Origin of the sequence: Rhizobium sp. CRRU65 (assembly GCF_048551595.1) — a bacterium.
In the GTDB taxonomy this organism is placed as follows: domain Bacteria; phylum Pseudomonadota; class Alphaproteobacteria; order Rhizobiales; family Rhizobiaceae; genus Rhizobium; species Rhizobium leguminosarum_J.
This window is the reverse complement of sequence record NZ_JBLYZH010000011.1, coordinates 193,944-211,286: the sequence shown is the minus strand read 5'-3', so window position 1 is coordinate 211,286 and position 17,343 is coordinate 193,944. Positions and strand designations below refer to the sequence as shown.

16 protein-coding genes and 1 pseudogene are annotated in these 17,343 nt (G+C 60.8%); 6 read left to right on the top strand and 11 right to left on the bottom strand.

The window, feature by feature from the left end; translation table 11 throughout:
- The first annotated feature begins 77 nt into the window (after nt 1-77).
- On the top strand, nt 78-1,007 hold the full coding sequence (locus ACM5SV_RS22480; RefSeq protein ID WP_419425410.1) for an AraC family transcriptional regulator: 930 nt from the start codon (nt 78-80) through the stop codon (nt 1,005-1,007).
- Here the strand turns inward: ACM5SV_RS22480 and ACM5SV_RS22475 are convergent.
- The 8 genes from ACM5SV_RS22475 to ACM5SV_RS22440 form a co-directional block, all read right to left on the bottom strand.
- On the bottom strand, nt 1,004-1,849 hold the full coding sequence (locus tag ACM5SV_RS22475; RefSeq protein ID WP_419425421.1) for an SDR family NAD(P)-dependent oxidoreductase: 846 nt from the start codon (nt 1,847-1,849) through the stop codon (nt 1,004-1,006). The two genes, ACM5SV_RS22480 and ACM5SV_RS22475, sit on opposite strands and share 4 nt — an antisense overlap.
- Before the next feature lie 124 nt (nt 1,850-1,973).
- On the bottom strand, nt 1,974-2,411 hold the full coding sequence (locus tag ACM5SV_RS22470; RefSeq protein WP_216760182.1) for a DsrE family protein: 438 nt from the start codon (nt 2,409-2,411) through the stop codon (nt 1,974-1,976).
- 122 nt (nt 2,412-2,533) lie between these two features.
- Nucleotides 2,534-3,499, bottom strand: coding sequence for an MBL fold metallo-hydrolase (locus ACM5SV_RS22465; RefSeq protein WP_419425409.1), 966 nt, complete (start codon nt 3,497-3,499; stop codon nt 2,534-2,536).
- A gap of 92 nt (nt 3,500-3,591) precedes the next feature.
- Nucleotides 3,592-4,416 carry an alpha/beta fold hydrolase gene (locus ACM5SV_RS22460; RefSeq protein WP_419425408.1) on the bottom strand — a complete coding sequence of 275 codons (825 nt, stop codon included), beginning with the start codon at nt 4,414-4,416 and terminating at the stop codon, nt 3,592-3,594.
- Nucleotides 4,417-4,667: 251 nt separating this feature from the next.
- A complete protein-coding gene (locus ACM5SV_RS22455; RefSeq protein WP_128408492.1) occupies nt 4,668-4,967 on the bottom strand; it encodes a tautomerase family protein in 300 nt (99 codons plus the stop codon).
- Nucleotides 4,968-4,999: 32 nt separating this feature from the next.
- Nucleotides 5,000-6,004: a zinc-dependent alcohol dehydrogenase family protein gene (locus tag ACM5SV_RS22450; protein ID WP_419425407.1), complete on the bottom strand. Its 1,005-nt coding sequence runs from the start codon at nt 6,002-6,004 to the stop codon at nt 5,000-5,002.
- Between the two features lie 138 nt (nt 6,005-6,142).
- On the bottom strand, nt 6,143-9,010 hold the full coding sequence (locus tag ACM5SV_RS22445; RefSeq protein ID WP_419425406.1) for an ATP-binding protein: 2,868 nt from the start codon (nt 9,008-9,010) through the stop codon (nt 6,143-6,145).
- A gap of 220 nt (nt 9,011-9,230) precedes the next feature.
- A complete protein-coding gene (locus ACM5SV_RS22440) occupies nt 9,231-10,199 on the bottom strand; it encodes an SDR family NAD(P)-dependent oxidoreductase (protein ID WP_128408489.1) in 969 nt (322 codons plus the stop codon).
- A gap of 54 nt (nt 10,200-10,253) precedes the next feature.
- Here ACM5SV_RS22440 and ACM5SV_RS22435 point away from each other — a divergent pair, with 54 nt between their 5' ends.
- Both ACM5SV_RS22435 and ACM5SV_RS22430 read left to right on the top strand, forming a co-directional pair.
- Entirely contained in the window at nt 10,254-10,613 is a 360-nt protein-coding gene (locus tag ACM5SV_RS22435) for a hypothetical protein (protein ID WP_419425405.1), read from the top strand.
- A pseudogene (locus ACM5SV_RS22430) lies at nt 10,601-10,747 on the top strand (SOS response-associated peptidase); the annotation flags it as partial. The gene ACM5SV_RS22435 and the pseudogene ACM5SV_RS22430, both read left to right, overlap by 13 nt.
- Nucleotides 10,748-10,821: 74 nt before the next feature.
- Here the strand turns inward: ACM5SV_RS22430 and ACM5SV_RS22425 are convergent.
- Nucleotides 10,822-10,959 carry a hypothetical protein gene (locus ACM5SV_RS22425; protein WP_245458209.1) on the bottom strand — a complete coding sequence of 46 codons (138 nt, stop codon included), beginning with the start codon at nt 10,957-10,959 and terminating at the stop codon, nt 10,822-10,824.
- Nucleotides 10,960-11,078: 119 nt separating this feature from the next.
- Between ACM5SV_RS22425 and ACM5SV_RS22420 the strand changes: the two genes are divergently transcribed.
- The 3 genes from ACM5SV_RS22420 to ACM5SV_RS22410 all read left to right on the top strand — a co-directional run bounded on the left by ACM5SV_RS22420 (nt 11,079) and on the right by ACM5SV_RS22410 (nt 14,594).
- Complete coding sequence (locus tag ACM5SV_RS22420) at nt 11,079-11,441, top strand: hypothetical protein (protein WP_419425404.1); 363 nt, start codon at nt 11,079-11,081, stop codon at nt 11,439-11,441.
- Between the two features lie 887 nt (nt 11,442-12,328).
- Nucleotides 12,329-12,535, top strand: a complete 207-nt coding sequence (locus tag ACM5SV_RS22415) for a hypothetical protein (protein ID WP_419425403.1) — start codon at nt 12,329-12,331, stop codon at nt 12,533-12,535.
- A gap of 169 nt (nt 12,536-12,704) precedes the next feature.
- On the top strand, nt 12,705-14,594 hold the full coding sequence (locus ACM5SV_RS22410) for a DNA cytosine methyltransferase (protein WP_419425402.1): 1,890 nt from the start codon (nt 12,705-12,707) through the stop codon (nt 14,592-14,594).
- A gap of 114 nt (nt 14,595-14,708) precedes the next feature.
- Here ACM5SV_RS22410 and ACM5SV_RS22405 read toward each other — a convergent pair whose 3' ends face one another.
- Together ACM5SV_RS22405 and ACM5SV_RS22400 are read right to left on the bottom strand one after the other, a co-directional pair.
- Complete coding sequence (locus ACM5SV_RS22405; RefSeq protein ID WP_128408364.1) at nt 14,709-16,589, bottom strand: AAA family ATPase; 1,881 nt, start codon at nt 16,587-16,589, stop codon at nt 14,709-14,711.
- Between the two features lie 10 nt (nt 16,590-16,599).
- The gene (locus ACM5SV_RS22400) at nt 16,600-17,226 is read right to left on the bottom strand and encodes a hypothetical protein (RefSeq protein ID WP_280817709.1); all 627 of its coding nucleotides are present in this window, start codon (nt 17,224-17,226) and stop codon (nt 16,600-16,602) included.
- Nucleotides 17,227-17,343 lie beyond the last annotated feature (117 nt).

The following is a 17,343-nucleotide window of genomic DNA, read 5'->3' as shown; positions in this document are numbered from 1 at the left end:
ATAAGTCGCCCGCTCCGGACGTTTGAGATCGGTTAGTCTCGGATTGTTGTCGGATCGTCCAACTCTGACGAGGCGACATGGACGCGCTTTCGAAAATCTTCACTGCCCCCCGCATCAGAGAGGCGAAGTTCACCCGCCTGGAAGCCAGCGCACCGTGGGGGATAATTTCCCCCGGCGAGCCTGTGGTGAAGTTCGTACATGTCGTGAGCGGATCGGCTGTATTGACTACGCCCGACCAGGCCCTGCCCAGACGGTTGGAAAGCGGTGACGTCTTCATCCTGCTGGCCGATGCCGCGTACCAGATTTTCGACGACGAACGTTCGGTGATCATCGACTGCGTCGACGTCGAGCGAGCCCGCGTGGGCGACGGTATTAAGTTCGGCGGCGGCGGAGCCACGACGACATTCATCAGCGGGTCCTTCGAGATGGAGCCGCTCGGGCGCAATTACGTCCTCGACGTGCTTCCGCCTTTTCTGCATCTGACCAAAGGCGTTGGACGGACGGAGGGTTTCGCGGCCATCCTGAACATGCTTGCACTTGAAACCTCCGTTCCTGGTCTGGGCGCGGACGTAGCGGTGGCCCGGCTATTCGAGCTGCTGTTTATCCATGCGCTGCGCGCCTACGTGGGCGATGATAGGCACCAGAAGCGCGGTTGGTTGGCCGCTGCATCGGATGGTCGGCTAAAATCCGCTATCGAGGCGATCCATGCCGATCCCGCAAAGGACTGGACCGTCGATGCCCTTGCCAGAACAGCGGGCATGTCGCGGTCCGCTTTCGCGGCGCGTTTCAAAAACGTTCTTGGCCAAACTCCGCTGGAGTACATGACCTCCTGGCGTGTCTACTGCGCTTCGGCGCTTCTCCTCACATCCCCAGCGCCGATATCGGAGATCGCCCACAAGACCGGATATGCATCCGATGCCGCATTCAATAAGGTGTTCAAGCGAGTAACCGGATACACGCCGGGCATGTTCAAGCGGGTGAATGAACCCGCGAGGCGCGCTGACTAGCGTCCTTGATCGAGAAGACGAAGCGACATGTCCCACAGCCTTTGAGCGTTGGCCGCGTCGAGCGCATATCCAGCGACGCCCTCCAGCCGCCGCTCCGGCCGACTTTCAACCACGGGAGCCTCGGCGCAGTCCTCGAAATATCGCCCGCTCGTTCCCTCCACCAAAGGTGAAGCTGCCAGAAGCACGGTAGTCGCCGCGCCTTCCTCGAGCGTTTTCCGGAGATGTTCGGGTGTTCGGAGTCCGCCAGTATGACGTTGTAGATTGGTCGCGATAGCTCCAGGGTTAAGCGCGTTCGAACCTATCCCGTCGTCGGCCCATTGATGGGCGATGCCAACGGACAGGAGAGTGCAGGCGGTTTTCGATTGAGCGTAGGCTAGCAGTGGATCGTAAGGGATGAAGCGGAAGTGCGGGTCCCCCCAGAAGACCGGGCCGAACAAGCTGCCGCTGGAACTCACGGACACGACCCGCGCGCTTTTGGCCATGGCGAGCGATCGGCGGAGGCCGAGCGTCAGGGCGAAGTGCCCGAGGAAGTTCGTAGCGAACTGCATCTCGAATCCTTCAGCCGTCCGTTGAAGCTCCGGCAACGCCATGATACCCGCGTTGTTGATGAGCGCGTCAATCGGACCTTCCCAGCCGTCGACGAACTGACTTACGGAACGGAGATCGGACAGATCCAGCGGCCGCACCGTGATATCGGAGTTCGCGGACCTTAACCTGAGGTCTCGGGCGACGACTTCGGCCGCCTCCGGACGACGCGCAGCGATAACAACGGACGCACCGGCGGCGGCAAGAGCTGCCGTCGTCTCGGTGCCGATCCCGCTTGCGCCTCCGGTCACGATCATTGTCTTTCCATGGAGATCAATGCCCTTCAAGACATCCGAGGCCGTTGAATGGAAACCAAATGGCAGTTGAAGCATGGCACTCTCCTTGGGCGTTCGATTCTTGGCAGGACAGGGAACCAGAAGGTCACTCGGTGATCTTGACGAATCCTTGCTGGACGAGCTGGATCGTCCGCGCCATGGCGTCGAGATTGATCTTGATGCGGGGCAGAAGATCGGCGTTGCCCCATCCGTTCACCTTCGCAGTCGCTCCGCAAAGCTCGACCTTGACGCCGATGTCGATGAGGTCCGCGACCAGCTTCTTGTAGGGGTTGCCAGTGGCGATGTTCCGCGACGCATTGTAGGCCTCATCGCCAAGCGTGACGTGGCCGGCGTTGGTGTGGAACACCACGATCACTTCAGAAGCCGCTTTCCAATTCGCGATGTCCGTCGTGATCAACTGAAGATGGAATAGAGCCGCGGGCAAGTCGCCCTCGAACTCCAGTCCTCCGATGCTGTGGACTGACTTCACTTCTCGCAGTTCGACCGGGATATCGATGAACAGCGCGCTTTTCGTATCTGACATGTTCGTTCCTTCGAGATTGCTGTTTGCGATAGATCCGGGACGCCAATGCGCGGCGTCCCGGAGGCGCGCAAGGGAGGCGGTGGGAGGAGCGCGCCAAAAGGGTTTTGTGAGATCGGACCAACCTAGACGCCGGCGTAGACGAGCCTCGTGAAGAAGGCGGGATCAATCACGAACTGACCCCACTTCTCGTCGAACGCCACCGTGGGCTTTGCCTCGACCACTTCATCGAGGGAACGTCCCTGGCGCTTGAGTTTGGCCACGTTCTCGCGGATGGCGACCAGCATGTCGCGGAAATCACGCAACTCGGCGCGGTTGCTCACCGGATTTCCATGTCCCGGAATGATGATGGTCTCGTCTGTGGACACGGCGAGGTTTGCTTCAGAGGCCGCGATCATTCCGTCGATGCTTCCGCCTGTCGAGTGGTCGATGAACGGATAGATGCCATTCCAGTATGTATCGCCCACATGCAGGACATCCGCCTCGCCGAACATCACGGAGATGTCGCCGTCCGTGTGGGCCGGGCCGTAATATTTCAGATCGAGTGTCTCGCCATTGAGCTTGAGCGTATGCTCCTTGGAGAAGACATGCTGGGGAACGCCGCTCCGCGCCAGCGGTAGAAAATTGTAATCCCAGTCCTCTACGCGTTGGACCTGCGAAAGGTACTTGCGAGTGTTCTCGTGCGCGATGATCTTTGCACCATCGGAGCCGATCCAGGGGTTTCCATCCGCGTGGTCGAAATGCCAATGGGTGTTGATCAAGTGGGACACGGGGTCCGGCGAGATGTCGGATAGCACCTTGGTCATCTGCTTCTGCGAGACACTGATGCCCGCGTCCACCATGACGAGGCCGTCCTTGCCGCCCAACACCGCGATGTTGCCACCCGACCCTTCGAGGATGGTGATGCCATTCCTCAGCTTGTGGGTGGAGATGGCGGACTTGGCGGCGCTGTCCTTTATGAGGCTCACCAGGCCGCGCGCCTCTGCATAGGCCGCGCGGGGGCTCAACCATCCTCCCGTGGCGGCAAATCCCGCCGCACCGATGCAGCAGAGGCAAAATCCACGACGCGAGAGCATGTGTTCGGAGTTCATGACATACCTTTCCGCAGCCGGACTCGAACGAGCCGACGGCTTTCGAACTGGAGTTGGAGAGGTCGAGGCGGGCCTTGCGGCCTGCCCTGCCGTCAAGCCGTGATGAAGGACAAGAGATCGGCGTTGATCACGTCGGCGTGCGTCGTGAACATCCCATGCGGGTAGCCATTGTAGACCTTGAGCTTCCCGTTCTTGAGCAACTTCACCGACAGCTCCGCGGAGTCGGCGATGGGAACCACCTGGTCGTCGCTGCCGTGCATTACGAGCACGGGGACGTCGATGACCTTGAGGTCCTGCGTGAAGTCGGTCTCCGAGAAGACCTTGATGCATTCGTAGTGTGCATTCGCGCCGCCCATCATGCCCTGACGCCACCAGTTGCGGATCGTGCCTTCGGAGACGGTCGCGCCGGGGCGGTTGAAGCCATAGAACGGCCCGCTGGCGATATCGAGGTAGAGCTGCGCGCGGTTGGCGGCCAACGCCGCGCGATAACCGTCGAACACCTCGACCGGGAGTCCGCCCGGATTCTTGTCCGACTTGACCATGACCGGGGGGATTGCGGAAATGAGAACCGCTTTTGCGACCCGGCCCTTGCCATGTTTGGCCACATACCTGGTGACTTCACCGCCGCCGGTCGAATGGCCGATGTGAACGGCGTCGCGGAGGTCGAGAGCCTCGGCCAGGGCCGCGACGTCGGCCGCGTACGTATCCATGTCGTTGCCACCGGACGTCTGGCTCGAGCGGCCATGGCCCCTACGGTCATGCGCAATGACACGGAACCCCTTGCTTAGGAAAAACAGCATCTGGTTGTCCCAGTCGTCGGCACTGAGAGGCCAGCCGTGGTGGAATACGATCGGCTGACCGGAACCCCAGTCCTTGTAGAAAATCTGCGCACCGTCTTTCGTCGTGATGCTGCTCATGATCTCACTCCCGGTTTCGATGTTTGCATTGGATGGACTTGGTGACACCGTGGCCGCAAGTCCCTGCAGCGGCAGGGCGGCGAGTGCCGTAGCGGCGGTCCCTATTAAAACCTCCCGTCTTGTCGCGGCAGGTATCGGAAAACTCTCTCTGGAAGTCATAGTCCTGTCCCTTTTTCGGCCGGATGGCTCCGCGCGGGCGGAGGTCCTGCGGCCCGCCTACGGTGTCCGCCCCGGCTCTGATTGCGGGGCGGTCAGCCAACGACTGGCGCTGCCGCGGCCCACTCTGTGCGCGTGGTCGGATTACCGTCGATCGTCTCGACGATGTCTTTGGATTTCGAAAGCGTGGTCATCAAGGACTTCGGCCCCTCGAACGGCCTTCCGCCGATGTGCCAGCCATCCGTGTGCAGTTCCTCGATCAGTACCCAGACGACCTCGCGGAAGGCCTCCGATCCTTCGAACTTGACCATGACATCGGTCAGCGCCTTGGCCATGGCGTGTTTTTCCTCTGGCGTGAAGACGCCGTCGACGAGCTTTACGTTTACGAATGGCATAGTTTTCTCCTTGGCTGGGGTGAAACGCCTACCTAGTCCGCGACGTCGATGACGATCTTTCCGCTCGCGGTGCGATTTTCGACTTCGGCATAGGCTGCCGAAACGGTCTCGAAGCTGAAGCGGCGTGGGTCGAGGAGAGGCGTGATCTTTCCGGCTTCGGTGAGGTGTTTTGCCTCGCGCAGGATCGAGCCGTGGTGGGCGCGGCCTTCTCCGGTCAGGATCGGCAGGAGCGTGAACACGCCCGAGTAGCTTGCAGCCCGGAAGGAGAGCGGTCCGAGCGAATGGGTGCCCCATCCGAGGCAACTGACGACGTGGCCGAACCTGCTCACGGCGTTGAACGCGGCATCGATCCCTGCCCCGCCGACGGTATCATAGACGACATCGAAGCCGCGTCCGCCGGTGTGGTCCTTCACGTACTCCTCGACGGTAGTCTGATGGCGGTCGATCGCGGTCGCGCACAGCTCTTCGATCTGCCTCTGCTTCGAGGCCTTGTCTACGGCGAAGACCTCGGCTCCGAAGGCACGTGCGATCTGGATTGCTATATGACCGACGCCGCCCGCACCGATTACGAGCACCTTTTGCCGTGCTTGCACCGCGGCGCGATCAACCAACCCTTCCCAGGCGGTTATGAATACCAGGGGCAGTGCCGCGGCCTCGCGCATGGTGAGGTTGGTTGGCTTGGGAGCCAGAAGATCGGCATCGACCGCGACGAAAGTCGCCAATGAACCCTGCAGACCCCCAACGCCGCCGGTCAGGCCGAAAACCTCGTCCTGCGGTTTGAAGGACGTGACCCCGGGGCCGACTGCCTCGACGACCCCGGCTACGTCCATTCCGAGGATGGCGGGCAACGGGTGGCGGGCGTGCGGGGCCTGTCCGCTCTTGATCTTGAGATCTAGCGGGTTGACGCTGCTAGCCTTGACGCGGACGAGAACCTCCCCCGCCGCGGGAGCCGGGCAGACCATGCGCGTGCGGACGAGGTCCGAGTTCGTTTCGGTGAGGACGAGTGCGTCCATTTCTGTAGGCGTGGTGGTCTTCATAGGTCTGCCCTTTATGCTGCGTTGCCGACAATCCGGCGACGGGCACAAGATGGCAGAACACGACGGTCACCAGCCAGTGAATCGCGGTGAATTCTTGTGTGACGGTCAAGGAGGTGCCCGCGGAACGGCTAGGCTCTGTCAGGACAGCTCGGCCAGTACCGCCTTCGCCGCGCGCAGGTCTGCGGTATCGTGACCTTCGCTGAAACGTTCAAAGATAGGGGTGAGAAACTCGCGCGCTCCAGTTCTGTCTCCGCGCGCTATGAACGCTTGAGACAGGCTCATGGCCGCTCTCAGTTCCAAGGAAAGTGCGTCCTGATGTCGTGCCAGTTCCATGGAGCGGAGATAGCACTGCGCGGCTGCGTCGCCATGCCCGCATTGCGCAAGGATGTCACCTTTCAGACGATAGAGCTCCGCAATGTACCAGAGCTCGTCCTTGTCCTCGCTTGCGGCGATGGCCGCCTCCAACAGCGCGCGCGCTTGGGCGTGCTCGCCGAGCGAGGCGAGGCCCTCGGCCATGAAGCAGACAAATCTGACGTTGTAGAGGTTGAACAGCTTGACCTGGCGCAGTTCCGTCAGGCCGCTGCGGAGAAGCGCAACGCCTCTTTCTGCATGTCCCCGCTGGATCAGCAGGGCCGCTTTCCAGCAGCGGCCGAACACCTCCCACGGACCAAGGCCGTTTAGTTTGGCCAAATCGAGTAGTTCCGTGATCGCGCAATCAGCCGCCGCGAGGTCCCCGACATGAACGAGGATCGGACATGACCACCGGGCCAACGCTTCGCATAGCGAAATTGCGTGGCCGGAGGTGCGCGCCGCCTCCACGGCGGCATCGGCGGCGCGCACGGCCTGATCCGGAAAGCCTTGCATCCACAGGAGTTGAGCGGGCTGTATTCGCGCCGAAACGGACTGTCCGAATCTGAACCTGACAGACCCACCAGGGGGAATGTCGGTCGGGACATCGTGCTCCAGCATAAAATCGGCGTGGCGACGGGCACCCCGGAAATCTCCCATGCAGAAGAGCGTCATGCTCTGCATGCGGTCGCCGATGAACCTGTCGAGGCCGTTTCGAGCAAGCATCACGAACCGATCCGCAGTATCGCGCGATGCCCGATACTCGCCCATACCCACCTGCGCGACCCACAAGCCCCACAGGGCTTCTGCCTGTTCATCGATGTCCCCCAGCTCTTCGGCTATCTCCAGGGCCTTTGCAAACGCTGCAGGAGCCTGTGGCGCGAACCCTACCTTGAAGGCCTGCGAGAGACCGAGCGCCCTATAGAGCTGCATGACCTGACGGGCGCGCCCGTCCCGCCTTTCCCCTGGATCGATGCCAAGCAGTGCGCGTTGCACACACGTCAGGCACTCATCAACCAACGACAATTGATACCAGAGGGGAATGGCCGAAACAGTTACGGCGATGCCTACATCGGCGTCGCCGTTGTCAGAGTAGGCCCAGTCGAGGACGTAGCGGACGTTGTTGATTTGGGACCCGTACTTTTGCAGCCAATCCTCGCTTAACAGGGTTTCCACTTCTTCTGCAGAATGCTCGAGGGTCTCGCACAGGTATCTCGCGAGGCGCTGGACGACGAGGCTTACCTCCCCTTCTTCCTGCAATTTGCTTGCAGCGAATGCACGTGTCGTATCGAGCAATCGGTATCGTGCCGCCTTGCCGTGCGTATCAACAGCTAAAAGGGACTTCGCCACGAGCTGCGCGAGTTGCCCCGGTACATCGCGTTCGTTTGCGAGCGGGTCGAAAGCGACGGCTGCGGCTGCCTCGCGGCGGAATTCACCGGCGAACACGGCGAGTCCTCGCAACACCGCTTGCTCCTCGCGCGAAAGCGCACCGTAGCTCCAGTCGATCATGGCAGCCAGCGTCTGGTGACGTGGAAGAGCGGTGCGCCTACCACCCGTCAGCAATCGTAGCCGATCATTCAAAAGCTCCGCTATCCCTCGGGTGCCGAATGCCTCGACCCGACCCGCAGCGAGCTCAATTGCGAGGGCGATCCCGTCGAGCTGACGGCATATGTGGGTGACGATCGGAGCTTCGTCGTCATCGAACGTATACTCGCTTCCGGATGATGTTGCCCGGTCCACAAAAAGGCGGATAGCCGGAAATGCCAAAGCATCGGCCGCCGTGAGCCCCGAGCCAAGCGGGGGCATATCGAGCGCCGGAAGCCTGTAGACGCTCTCCCCCTCCACCCGCAAGGCTTCTCGGCTGGTAGCCAAAATGCTGATGCCCGGCGCCTCACGGAGCAGGGTCTCCGCCAGTCCCGCGGCGGCGTCGAGAACGAGTTCGCAACTGTCGAATACCAGAAGCATACGCTTGCCACGGAGGTGCGCGGTCAACAGGGAAACGGTATCGCCCGTGATCTCCGGGAGCCGAAGCTGTGACGCCAGCACGGACGGAAGCGACGAAGGATGCGGGAGCGGTGCCAGATCCATAAAGCACACGCCATGTTCGTACGATGAAGATAGTTTTTCCGCCACGCGGATGCCGACCGTTGTCTTTCCGATGCCACCCGGACCGACAACGGAGACCAGACGAGACCGTTGAATGCGTCCTTCAAGGATCTCGATCGCCTCCTCCCTGCCGATCGGTCGTGTCAGTTGCCTTGGAAGATTGTTCGGCGCTGCATCCTCGGCAGGCCCGTTCGCGAGTTCCAAACGGGAAAGCGGCGCGATGAACCGATAGCCCCGCGAAGGGACGGCCGCAATGTAGCGCGCGGCGGATCGGTCTTCGCTGAGCGCCTTCCGAAGCACGGCGATCTGCGCTCTGAGATTCGATTCCTCGACTATCGTGTTTGGCCAGGCGCGCGCGATCAGTTCGTCCTTCGTCAGGAGCTCGCCGGGCCGCTCCGTCAGCGCGATGAGGATGTCGAGGGCCCGCGAGCCGATTGCGACCGGCTCTTGGTCTTTGAAAAGGAGGTATCGCCCCGGGTACAGCCGGAATTCGCCGAACGATGTCGCAACATCCGGCGCCGCGGTTGCATTAGGTAATGCCTGCCCTTCCATCCTGATCGGCCCTGTTAGCTAAGCGGTGTGAGCTCGGAGGGAGTAACGCGGCGCATCATAATCGATCCTGTCGGGTCGGAGAATGACAACGCAATAAAATCCTGAATCGAGAAAGTATGGCAACTAATTAGCGGGCCGTCATATCTTCTTCTAGTGCGATCAGTACATGCCGAACTGTCGTTAAGCGCCGAAAGGCACCGTAAGAGACAACATTGGTGCTTCAGATTACTGCAATATCCAAACCCGTCAACATCGCGCTCGTGCGCCACAAACATTCGGCCCTCTCCGGGTCAATCGCATAAGGGCGCACCCCGACGGGCCTTTCGGTCTCGACGGAAGCGATGTCGCAGTTCTCGCAATATACCCCTCCTAATGAATTCAATGCCGGGGAAGTTGCGCACCAGACCGTCGTAGCCGCCCCTTGCTCGGGAGTTTTCTTGTCCCCAGCCGGATTGATCACAGGAGTCCCGTCTGGCTCGAGCGCGCCGACAGCGTCGAACTCGGATCGGGATAGATGACGGACTCCGGATGTGACGATCATCCCCGGATGAACAGAAAATGCACGAACTCCATTTGCGCGGCCGCGCCTGTCAAGCGCCACCGCGAAGAGGGCGTTCGCGGTCTTGGATTGGCCGTAAGCCATCCACTTATCGTAGGGACGGCGAACGAAATCGATATCCTCGAAATCGACATCGGATATCTGGTGTCCCCGAGAGGACATGACGACTACTCGCGATGTTCCGGCTGCCACCAACGCTGGCCACAGCAGCGCTGTGAGCTGATAATGTCCCAGGAAATTGGTTGAGAAATGGCCCTCACGGCCACGCGGATCACGGAAAAGCGGCTGCGCCATTATGCCCGCGTTGAGAACGAGAATGTCGAGCCGACCCTGACGGTCGAGGAAAGCGTCAGCGAAGGCTTTAACTGATGCCTCATCCGCAAGATCAAGGGGCCACACATCAACCCTATCGATCCCGCTCAACGCCGCGCGGGCGGCGACAGGGTCGAGAGCGGGAACATGTACGCGCGCCCCGGACGATGCCAGTGCGCGGACCGTCTCAAGCCCGAGACCGGACGAACCGCCAGTCACTACCGCAACCCGTCCCGTTAGGTCCGCGTCGCGCACTACCTCCATAGCCGACACGGCGGACCCGAATCCGGTCAGCAGCGGTTCTTGAACTACTTGCAATCTGCCCCCAAGAATTTTGATCGTCGCTATGATCGGCACTCGAGGATCAGGGCGATGTCTGAGATGTACCTTGCCTTGCAGGCCGCCAAACTATCAAACCACCGAAGGGCAGGCAACACGATGCGCCAGATTGCATCGCCCGATCGACTGGAAGCGAGCTGGCATCTGGAATCTCGACAGGGAGGTGGACAAGGATCACGTCTGAAACGCGCATGCGAGACAGATGGCTGGCCGAAGATAGAAGATGACATAGGAGCGGCTGCATCCACTTTCCAGATCGGCGGTGTTGGCACCTTCGAACCGACCGGCTACGTTGCGCTCGTCTCCTCCTTGTTCATGAGCAGAACGGGCATTCCTTTCTCGTGGATCGGCTTAGCGACATTGTTCGGGTGGGTCGTCTGGATGTCTGGCTGAACGCGCCCTGGGAAGAAGCCCAGCATCTCGCGCGCCCGGCGCCGGACGATGCAATCATGATCACGTCGCGAGAGCCCTACGGATCCAGCATCATCTCGAAAGAAGGCGATCCCATTCAGGCAAGCTTGCTGTGACAGTACAGATCCTGTGGATCGATACGACAACCAACGAAGAGGCTCGCGCGCTCGACCGCGCCATTTGGGATTTCTCAACCCGGGAAGAACCTGACGGCACCATCATAACGCAGGCTCCAGGCCCGGCGCCCGAGAACGGCGAGTTCTGGTCGCACGCCCTCGACCGCATCGAGGACCATCCCGATCAGCGTTATGCCATGGCTCGTCGACACCTGCCCCCGCGCGCAGCATGGCGCGAGATGGCGATCGCTCTTCGTACGAAGATCCGGACGGCGCGCAAGGAGAAGGTGGGATACGAGGATCTACTCCGAGAGCTGCACACCTGGCGGCGATGGCGAGCTATGCCGGATACGGCATCATCCAGCGTGTTCCAAATGCCCGCGTCGCCGGTCTCGACCTCTCGTATGACCGCGTCGGTTTCGACCAGCTCCTTCTCCTTGGAGCCACCGATGGAAAATGGATGCGGGAGTTGTGGGGCGAGCCGTCGGCGCATAGCACGGCGCCTGTACTGTATGCGGACATGCTTGCCGCCGATCTCAAGCGGATCGACGCCGACAAGGAGCGGGAGGATGCCGAACGCATGGATTTGCTGTTCGGAGAACTCAGCTCAAAAACCAGAGTCGAGAGCCGGCCAGACCCGCAGCCCTTGCCTCCGAAGCGTCGCGGCCTGCTCGGTTGGTTGTTCGGTCGATAAGAACGCGAAGCCCCTAGTCGCTCTCATCGACTGCAGGCGTTTCCTTGACGTCCAGCTCCAGAAAGCGCTCGTCCTTCTCGTTGACGACAGCGTCCTGCCACGCAGCGACCAGCCACCCTCATGTTTCTGCGAGACCTGGCGGAGTCGCAATTGCTTGTCTGATTGATAGTAGGCGCCGACCTTCTCATTGGCACCTTCGCCGAAATCGTCGGGGTGTGCCTTCACCATGACGAGCAGTCCCGGCCGACCAAGGACATGCTGGGCTTCGCGGAGGAGCCGATGAGCGATGCCGTGCCCGCGCAGGGACGGACTCCGAGAGACATCTCGTGGCTGAGCTGCCGTTCCACTGTTTCAATCAGGTCCAATGACAAGGGTGGACGAAACGCCGACCCGGACATCCGAGACCGCACCTACTTGTGCGAATCCTTCGAAAATTTTCTCAAGGTTTCCCGGCGTTTTCCTTGTCCCACGATTTTGCGCCCACTCTTCGACGGTTTGAACCCGACCTTCAAGAGCGCTTCGCCCACCGTTTCACTCGTTGGCCGGGTTTCGCCGCTTGAGCCGACGGCGTCGACCTTGGGCGAATCGTTCGATCCATTGTCTGACATGCCAGCCTCCCGATCTTCAGATCGTTCTACTACCTGCCGAACACAAGGGCAAATCGGACGACGTCGATGGCAACCGCCAAGCCGGAGCTAACCAGAGACTACGAGACAAATGCGAGAAGCGTGTCCGAGCAGTAGGTGTCTCTAGCAGCCACTCGATTGGCAAATCTGTTGAACGCTGCGCTCGCAGGTCCGGGAGTTGATGCAAGCACCCCGGGGTTTGAAGTGCTTGCGTCCGTCCCGATCCCAGGTCACGCTTGATCAGTCAGAGAGGGGATCTCCATGCAAATGATGGATTGCATTTATCTAGTCGACGAAGATTCCGGCGTGGTCATTCCCATTGAGGCTGGAAGATATCGCGTCCTACGCAACAACGACCAGTTGACATTCACCGTCCTCGAGCAAGGTGGCTGGCACGTAGGTCGCCCGGATGGGCTGCTCGCCGACGGAATGGGCTCCATCGATCTGCGATATGTCAATCTCGGCTAGGCGATCCAACCAGCCCCTCCTCTCGCATAGACGAAATTGAGCAGCCGCGGAATCTCGGACAGAGACCGAATCCGCGAATCAAACGCATTTGAACGAATGCCTTCCCGCGCCTTTGACATCTGTGCCGGTACGAGACATCTGCAGGTCGAGGTAAGCGTTGCGGGGTACCATGAATTCGAAGGCAGAGGCACTATCGGCTGCAAAGCAGCGGATCATCGCGCTCCAAAAGCAGATGGCGGCACGAATCCTCGAAATGGCCGCGGAGGTCGAGAAGCTCACCAAGGAGACGACGGAACGCGAAGCTCGCGAATTCTTGCGCGTCACCTGCAACATGCCGGCATCCGAGTTATCTACCTATGTGCGCTTCAGCAGCACATTGCGTGGCCGAGAGGAGCTGCTCGAGAAGCACCGGGTTTCGTTCCCAGTGTTGAAGGCGCTGGTTGGTGCGGACGAAGAGACTAGGTCAGAAGTGCTCGAGAGAATGGAAATCGGCGCGAGGATCGATCTCAAAGGTATTTCGACCATTCGGAGGCGTTTGCGCGAGGCGAAGCTGACACCTGAGGCAGTGATGGCCGGCCAGGGGCGGAAGATCGCGTCGGCGGCAGCGCGCAAGCGAGTCCAGGATTCCTCGACCACCTTCCTCGATCGGCTCCATCACTTCGTATCAAGCATCATCGATCAGCGAGACGCTGCTGAACTCGCGGCCGACGACGTCCGCCACGAGGCCGGTGAGCTGCGGACTGGGTTCGAAGATCTGTTCGGCCCGGATCATCGTGCTCCTGAGGATCTTAAACCTCATTCAGCGGCATACGAGCTATCGGTGGCGTACCGCGCCCTGATGCATCTCGAGGAAGGCACCCTGCCCTTTGCAGGCGGCGTCGGCGAGCTCGATCCCGACAGGGCGCATCCGTGGCTGCAGTCACTCAATGCCCTGACGGGGCGAGCGTTGCCCGGGCACAAGGACGATAGGGCGAACCTTCGAGGACTACCTGCAGGTGCCGAGCGCCTGACGGTCGTCGAGATCTGCGCGGGAGCCGGCGGGATGTCGCTAGGTCTTGAACGCGCTGGCTTCGAGCACGTTGCCCTCGTCGAATACGACAATCATGCTGCCGCCACGCTCCGCCGCAACCGCCGTGATTGGACGGTCATCCGAGAGGACGTGCGGACAATGGATTTCAGGCTTTACCGCCAGCTTGAAATCGACCTCGTGAGCGGGGGCCCTCCCTGCCAGCCGTATTCGTCCGACGGGTACGGTCTCGGTAAGGAAGACCCGCGCGACCTGCTCCCGGAATGCGTTCGCATCGTTGATGAGATCAAACCGAAGGCGTTTCTGTTCGAGAATGTCGATGGCCTGCTACAGGCGCGCCACTCGGACCATGTCGCCGACATCCTCCGTGGCTTCAAGCGTGCCGGCTACGAGGTCGATATTCATCGCATCCAGGCAAGAGACTATGGGCTGGCTCAGGAACGAAGCCGTGTCCTGTTCATCGGGATCCGCAAGGATCTCGCACGAGGATTCCGAATGCCGCCGAAATTCCCACAGCGGAGTGCCAACATCGGCGACGTCCTCGTTGATCTGATGGTGGCAAACGGTTGGGAAGGAGCCAACGAATGGGCCAGAGAGCGGCGGGAGGCCAACGACGTAGCGTCTACCGTTGTCACGCGCCGCGGCAAGCCGCGTGCCAAGGAGGCTGCCCGCTGGGGCTCCAAGCGTGTCGATATCGCTGGCCTCCCAGACGAGGCTCCTACCATGGCGCAGGCATCGAAGCCGGGCTTCATGCCCGCATTGACGGCAAGAATGCGTGCCCGGCTACAAGACTTTCAGGACGACTGGGAATTCGTCGGGGGCAAGCAAGCGACCGTAGATCAGATTGGCAATGCGGTGCCGCCGCGCATGGCGCAGGCGCTTGGCCTTGCTATCCACAGGGCCCTCAAGGACGTGACTTGGGATTGGGAGGCGATGCTCTGGCCGGAAACTCCCACGAAACGGAAGTTCGTTGCAGCGCCTCCATTGGAGCCCGAAGAAATCATATCGCGCGAAACCGAGTTGAGTAGCTGATTGAGCTAAGCCCGCGACGTTCCCAGTCCGCCTTGGCTCATACTGTGGCGAAATCGTCGCTCGCGAGTGTGTGACCACGCCTTTCGCGACTAGAGCCAAGTGCAGGTGCTAGTTCTAGGGCGGAGCATTTCGCCCTAGGATTACCTTGTTGACCACCTCGCCCGGCAACACCTCGTGTTCCATGAGCGCTTCCGCGATGCGCATGACATCCGCCCCGCGCTCCTTGACGATCTCCTCCGCCCGCGCCAGCTCCTCCGCGAGCAGACGCTCCACCCGCCTTCGCAGGATAGGGTCAGCTCGTCGAAGCTGGTCGAGGTCTCGTGAACGGGAGACGTCGGTGTATCCAAGCCCCTGAACACCGTGGCCGGCAATTAAAATTGTCGCAATGTCCACTGCCCGATGAAGGTCGGATCCCTCAACGCCCCCGGAGCCAACGTACATTTCGTTCAGGACTGCCTTCTCCGCAGCTTTGCCACCGAGCAGCATCGCAATCTCGTCCCTATAGACCCGAAGCGCCCGATTGAGCACGACCGGTCTGCGCCATTCGACGTGGCCGACGCTGTCGTCCCGATGTCCGGCCTGACGGGCGACGACGATAGCCTCGATATCACCGATACCGAGCGCGAGCCCAACGAGCGCGTGTCCAGCTTCATGCACGCACACCGCCCATCGCTCCTTCTGGGTGAGAGCGGCAACGGGTGGCACGATCGACATGAAGTCGGAACCGCACACTGGCCTCCTGGCTTTTCTAGCGATCCGTCGCGCATCACGGGTAAGCTGCCGCAGAGCAGCCCCGGAATAGCCACTGGTTGCCACCGCGATCGTTTTCAGTTCGTCCTGCGGCAACGCCACGCCGACATGCGCCGACAGGATCTGCTCACGTGCTTCCTGATCGGGCATCTCCACCGCAATGTGGCGATCCAGACGACCCGGCCTGCGGAGCGCTTCGTCGATATCGTCCGGCCTGTTGGTGGCCGCGATCACGACGACGCCTTCGCGCCCCGCAGCACCGTCAAGTTGTTCGAGAAGTGCATTGATGACTTGAAGGCCATAAGCCGCACTGTCTCCTCGAAGGTTCTTGCGAGAACCAAAGGAATCGAATTCGTCGATGAGTAGAATCGCTGGCGCGGCAGCAATCGCATCCTTGAATGACTTCCGCATCGCCAGCAACATATCGCCGAGGTGACCGTGGGATTGCCAGACCGCGCTCGATGCCGCGAAGAAAGAAGCTTCACACGATCTGGCTACCGCGCTCGCGAACAGGGTCTTGCCACAGCCTGGCGGACCGCTCAGCAGCAATCCCGCGTCCACGTCGCGCCACTCGACGCCTCCCTGTCTCCATGCGGCGATATCCTCGACGAGGTCTAGCGCCCAATCCGTGGCCTTCCCATAGCCTGCAAGCTGTTCGATCCGCGGCTCCCACGCAACCGCACGCTTCACCTCCGGCACCACCGCTAGATCCCTCGAAGCTGCCAGCTTCTCCAGGGTGACCTCGATCGGGCGTGATCGCCTCAAAGCGGCGAACATCAATGGCAGAGGATACGCGAACAGCGCAGTGGCCTGCTCCCGCGTGATTACCGCATCGAGCACCGTTCTTGCCGCAGCGATCAGATGATACGGCTTGACCGCGGTCACCTGCTCGAGACGATCCAGTGAGACCGAGAGTTCTGGGGGCAGATCGGCACCGTGCGCGATCACGACAATAACTGCGTTGCTCAGCGAGACGGTCTTGACTGCGTCGTCCGCGTCCGTCTCCCGCTTGTAAGCGCTGACGCGCACCAGTGGGACGGCGTAGTGGAAGATCCCGCCGCCAACCAGGATCGATTTGACAGCCCGCTGGTAAGTCTCGAGGTCCGCTTCAGGCGGCAGTAGCAAGCCTACGGCCTTATCGCCCTTCAGAAAAATTCCGCACCGCCTCAACGCGATGCGCAGAGAATTGGCATAGGTAGTCAGTTCGAGCGAAATCTTCCGCTCATCAGGTTTTGCCGATTTCATCACTGAACTCCTACGAACGAGCGCGGCGGACGATCGTGTCCGGACCAAGCAGTTTCTCGTCCAGGTCGACCTCGATCAGGCCACGCAGGATCATGCTGGCGACAGACCCCATTGCTGTTCCCTCCCGGACCGCGGAGAGGCATTCGGCGAGTGAGAGCGATCCCATCTCGTCGAGGCCGGCCAGAATTCGGATGCGGTCGCCGAGAGTGACCTCACGATCCGCGTATCTGACGAGGTCACGCGCGTTCTGAAGGCGGATGGGATCCACGTCACACATGGCAATCGCTTGGTAGCGATAGCCCTTCCGGGAGGCGACGCTGGGAAGCCAGGTGATGATGTCTGGCTTTCCGCGCCATACATCCACGAGCAACGCCTCTTGCGCCGTCTCGACTGCGAAGTCGATGAAGTGATGGCGGGGCTTGCGAGCAGTGGACTCGTTGGTGACTGGCGTTGTTACGCAACGCCAGGAGACCACTTCTGGATCGAGATCGAGTAGGCAGGCATAGTCGCTCGCCTGCTGCGATCTAAACAGTGCGCGACCGATACATTTGACGGCGTTGAGCGGGAAACGAGGTTTGTAAGCATTGCGGAGATCGCAAGCGTCATCGCCTGCGACATGAGCAGTTGAGGTCGTCATGACCTACCCTCCGATGAATATGATGTGGTGGCGGCACCGGGATCCGTCCCGGTCCGGTCAACCTATTCGTATTCGGAAAGTGAGGGCGGTGAAGTTGCTCATAAGCGAACAATTAGA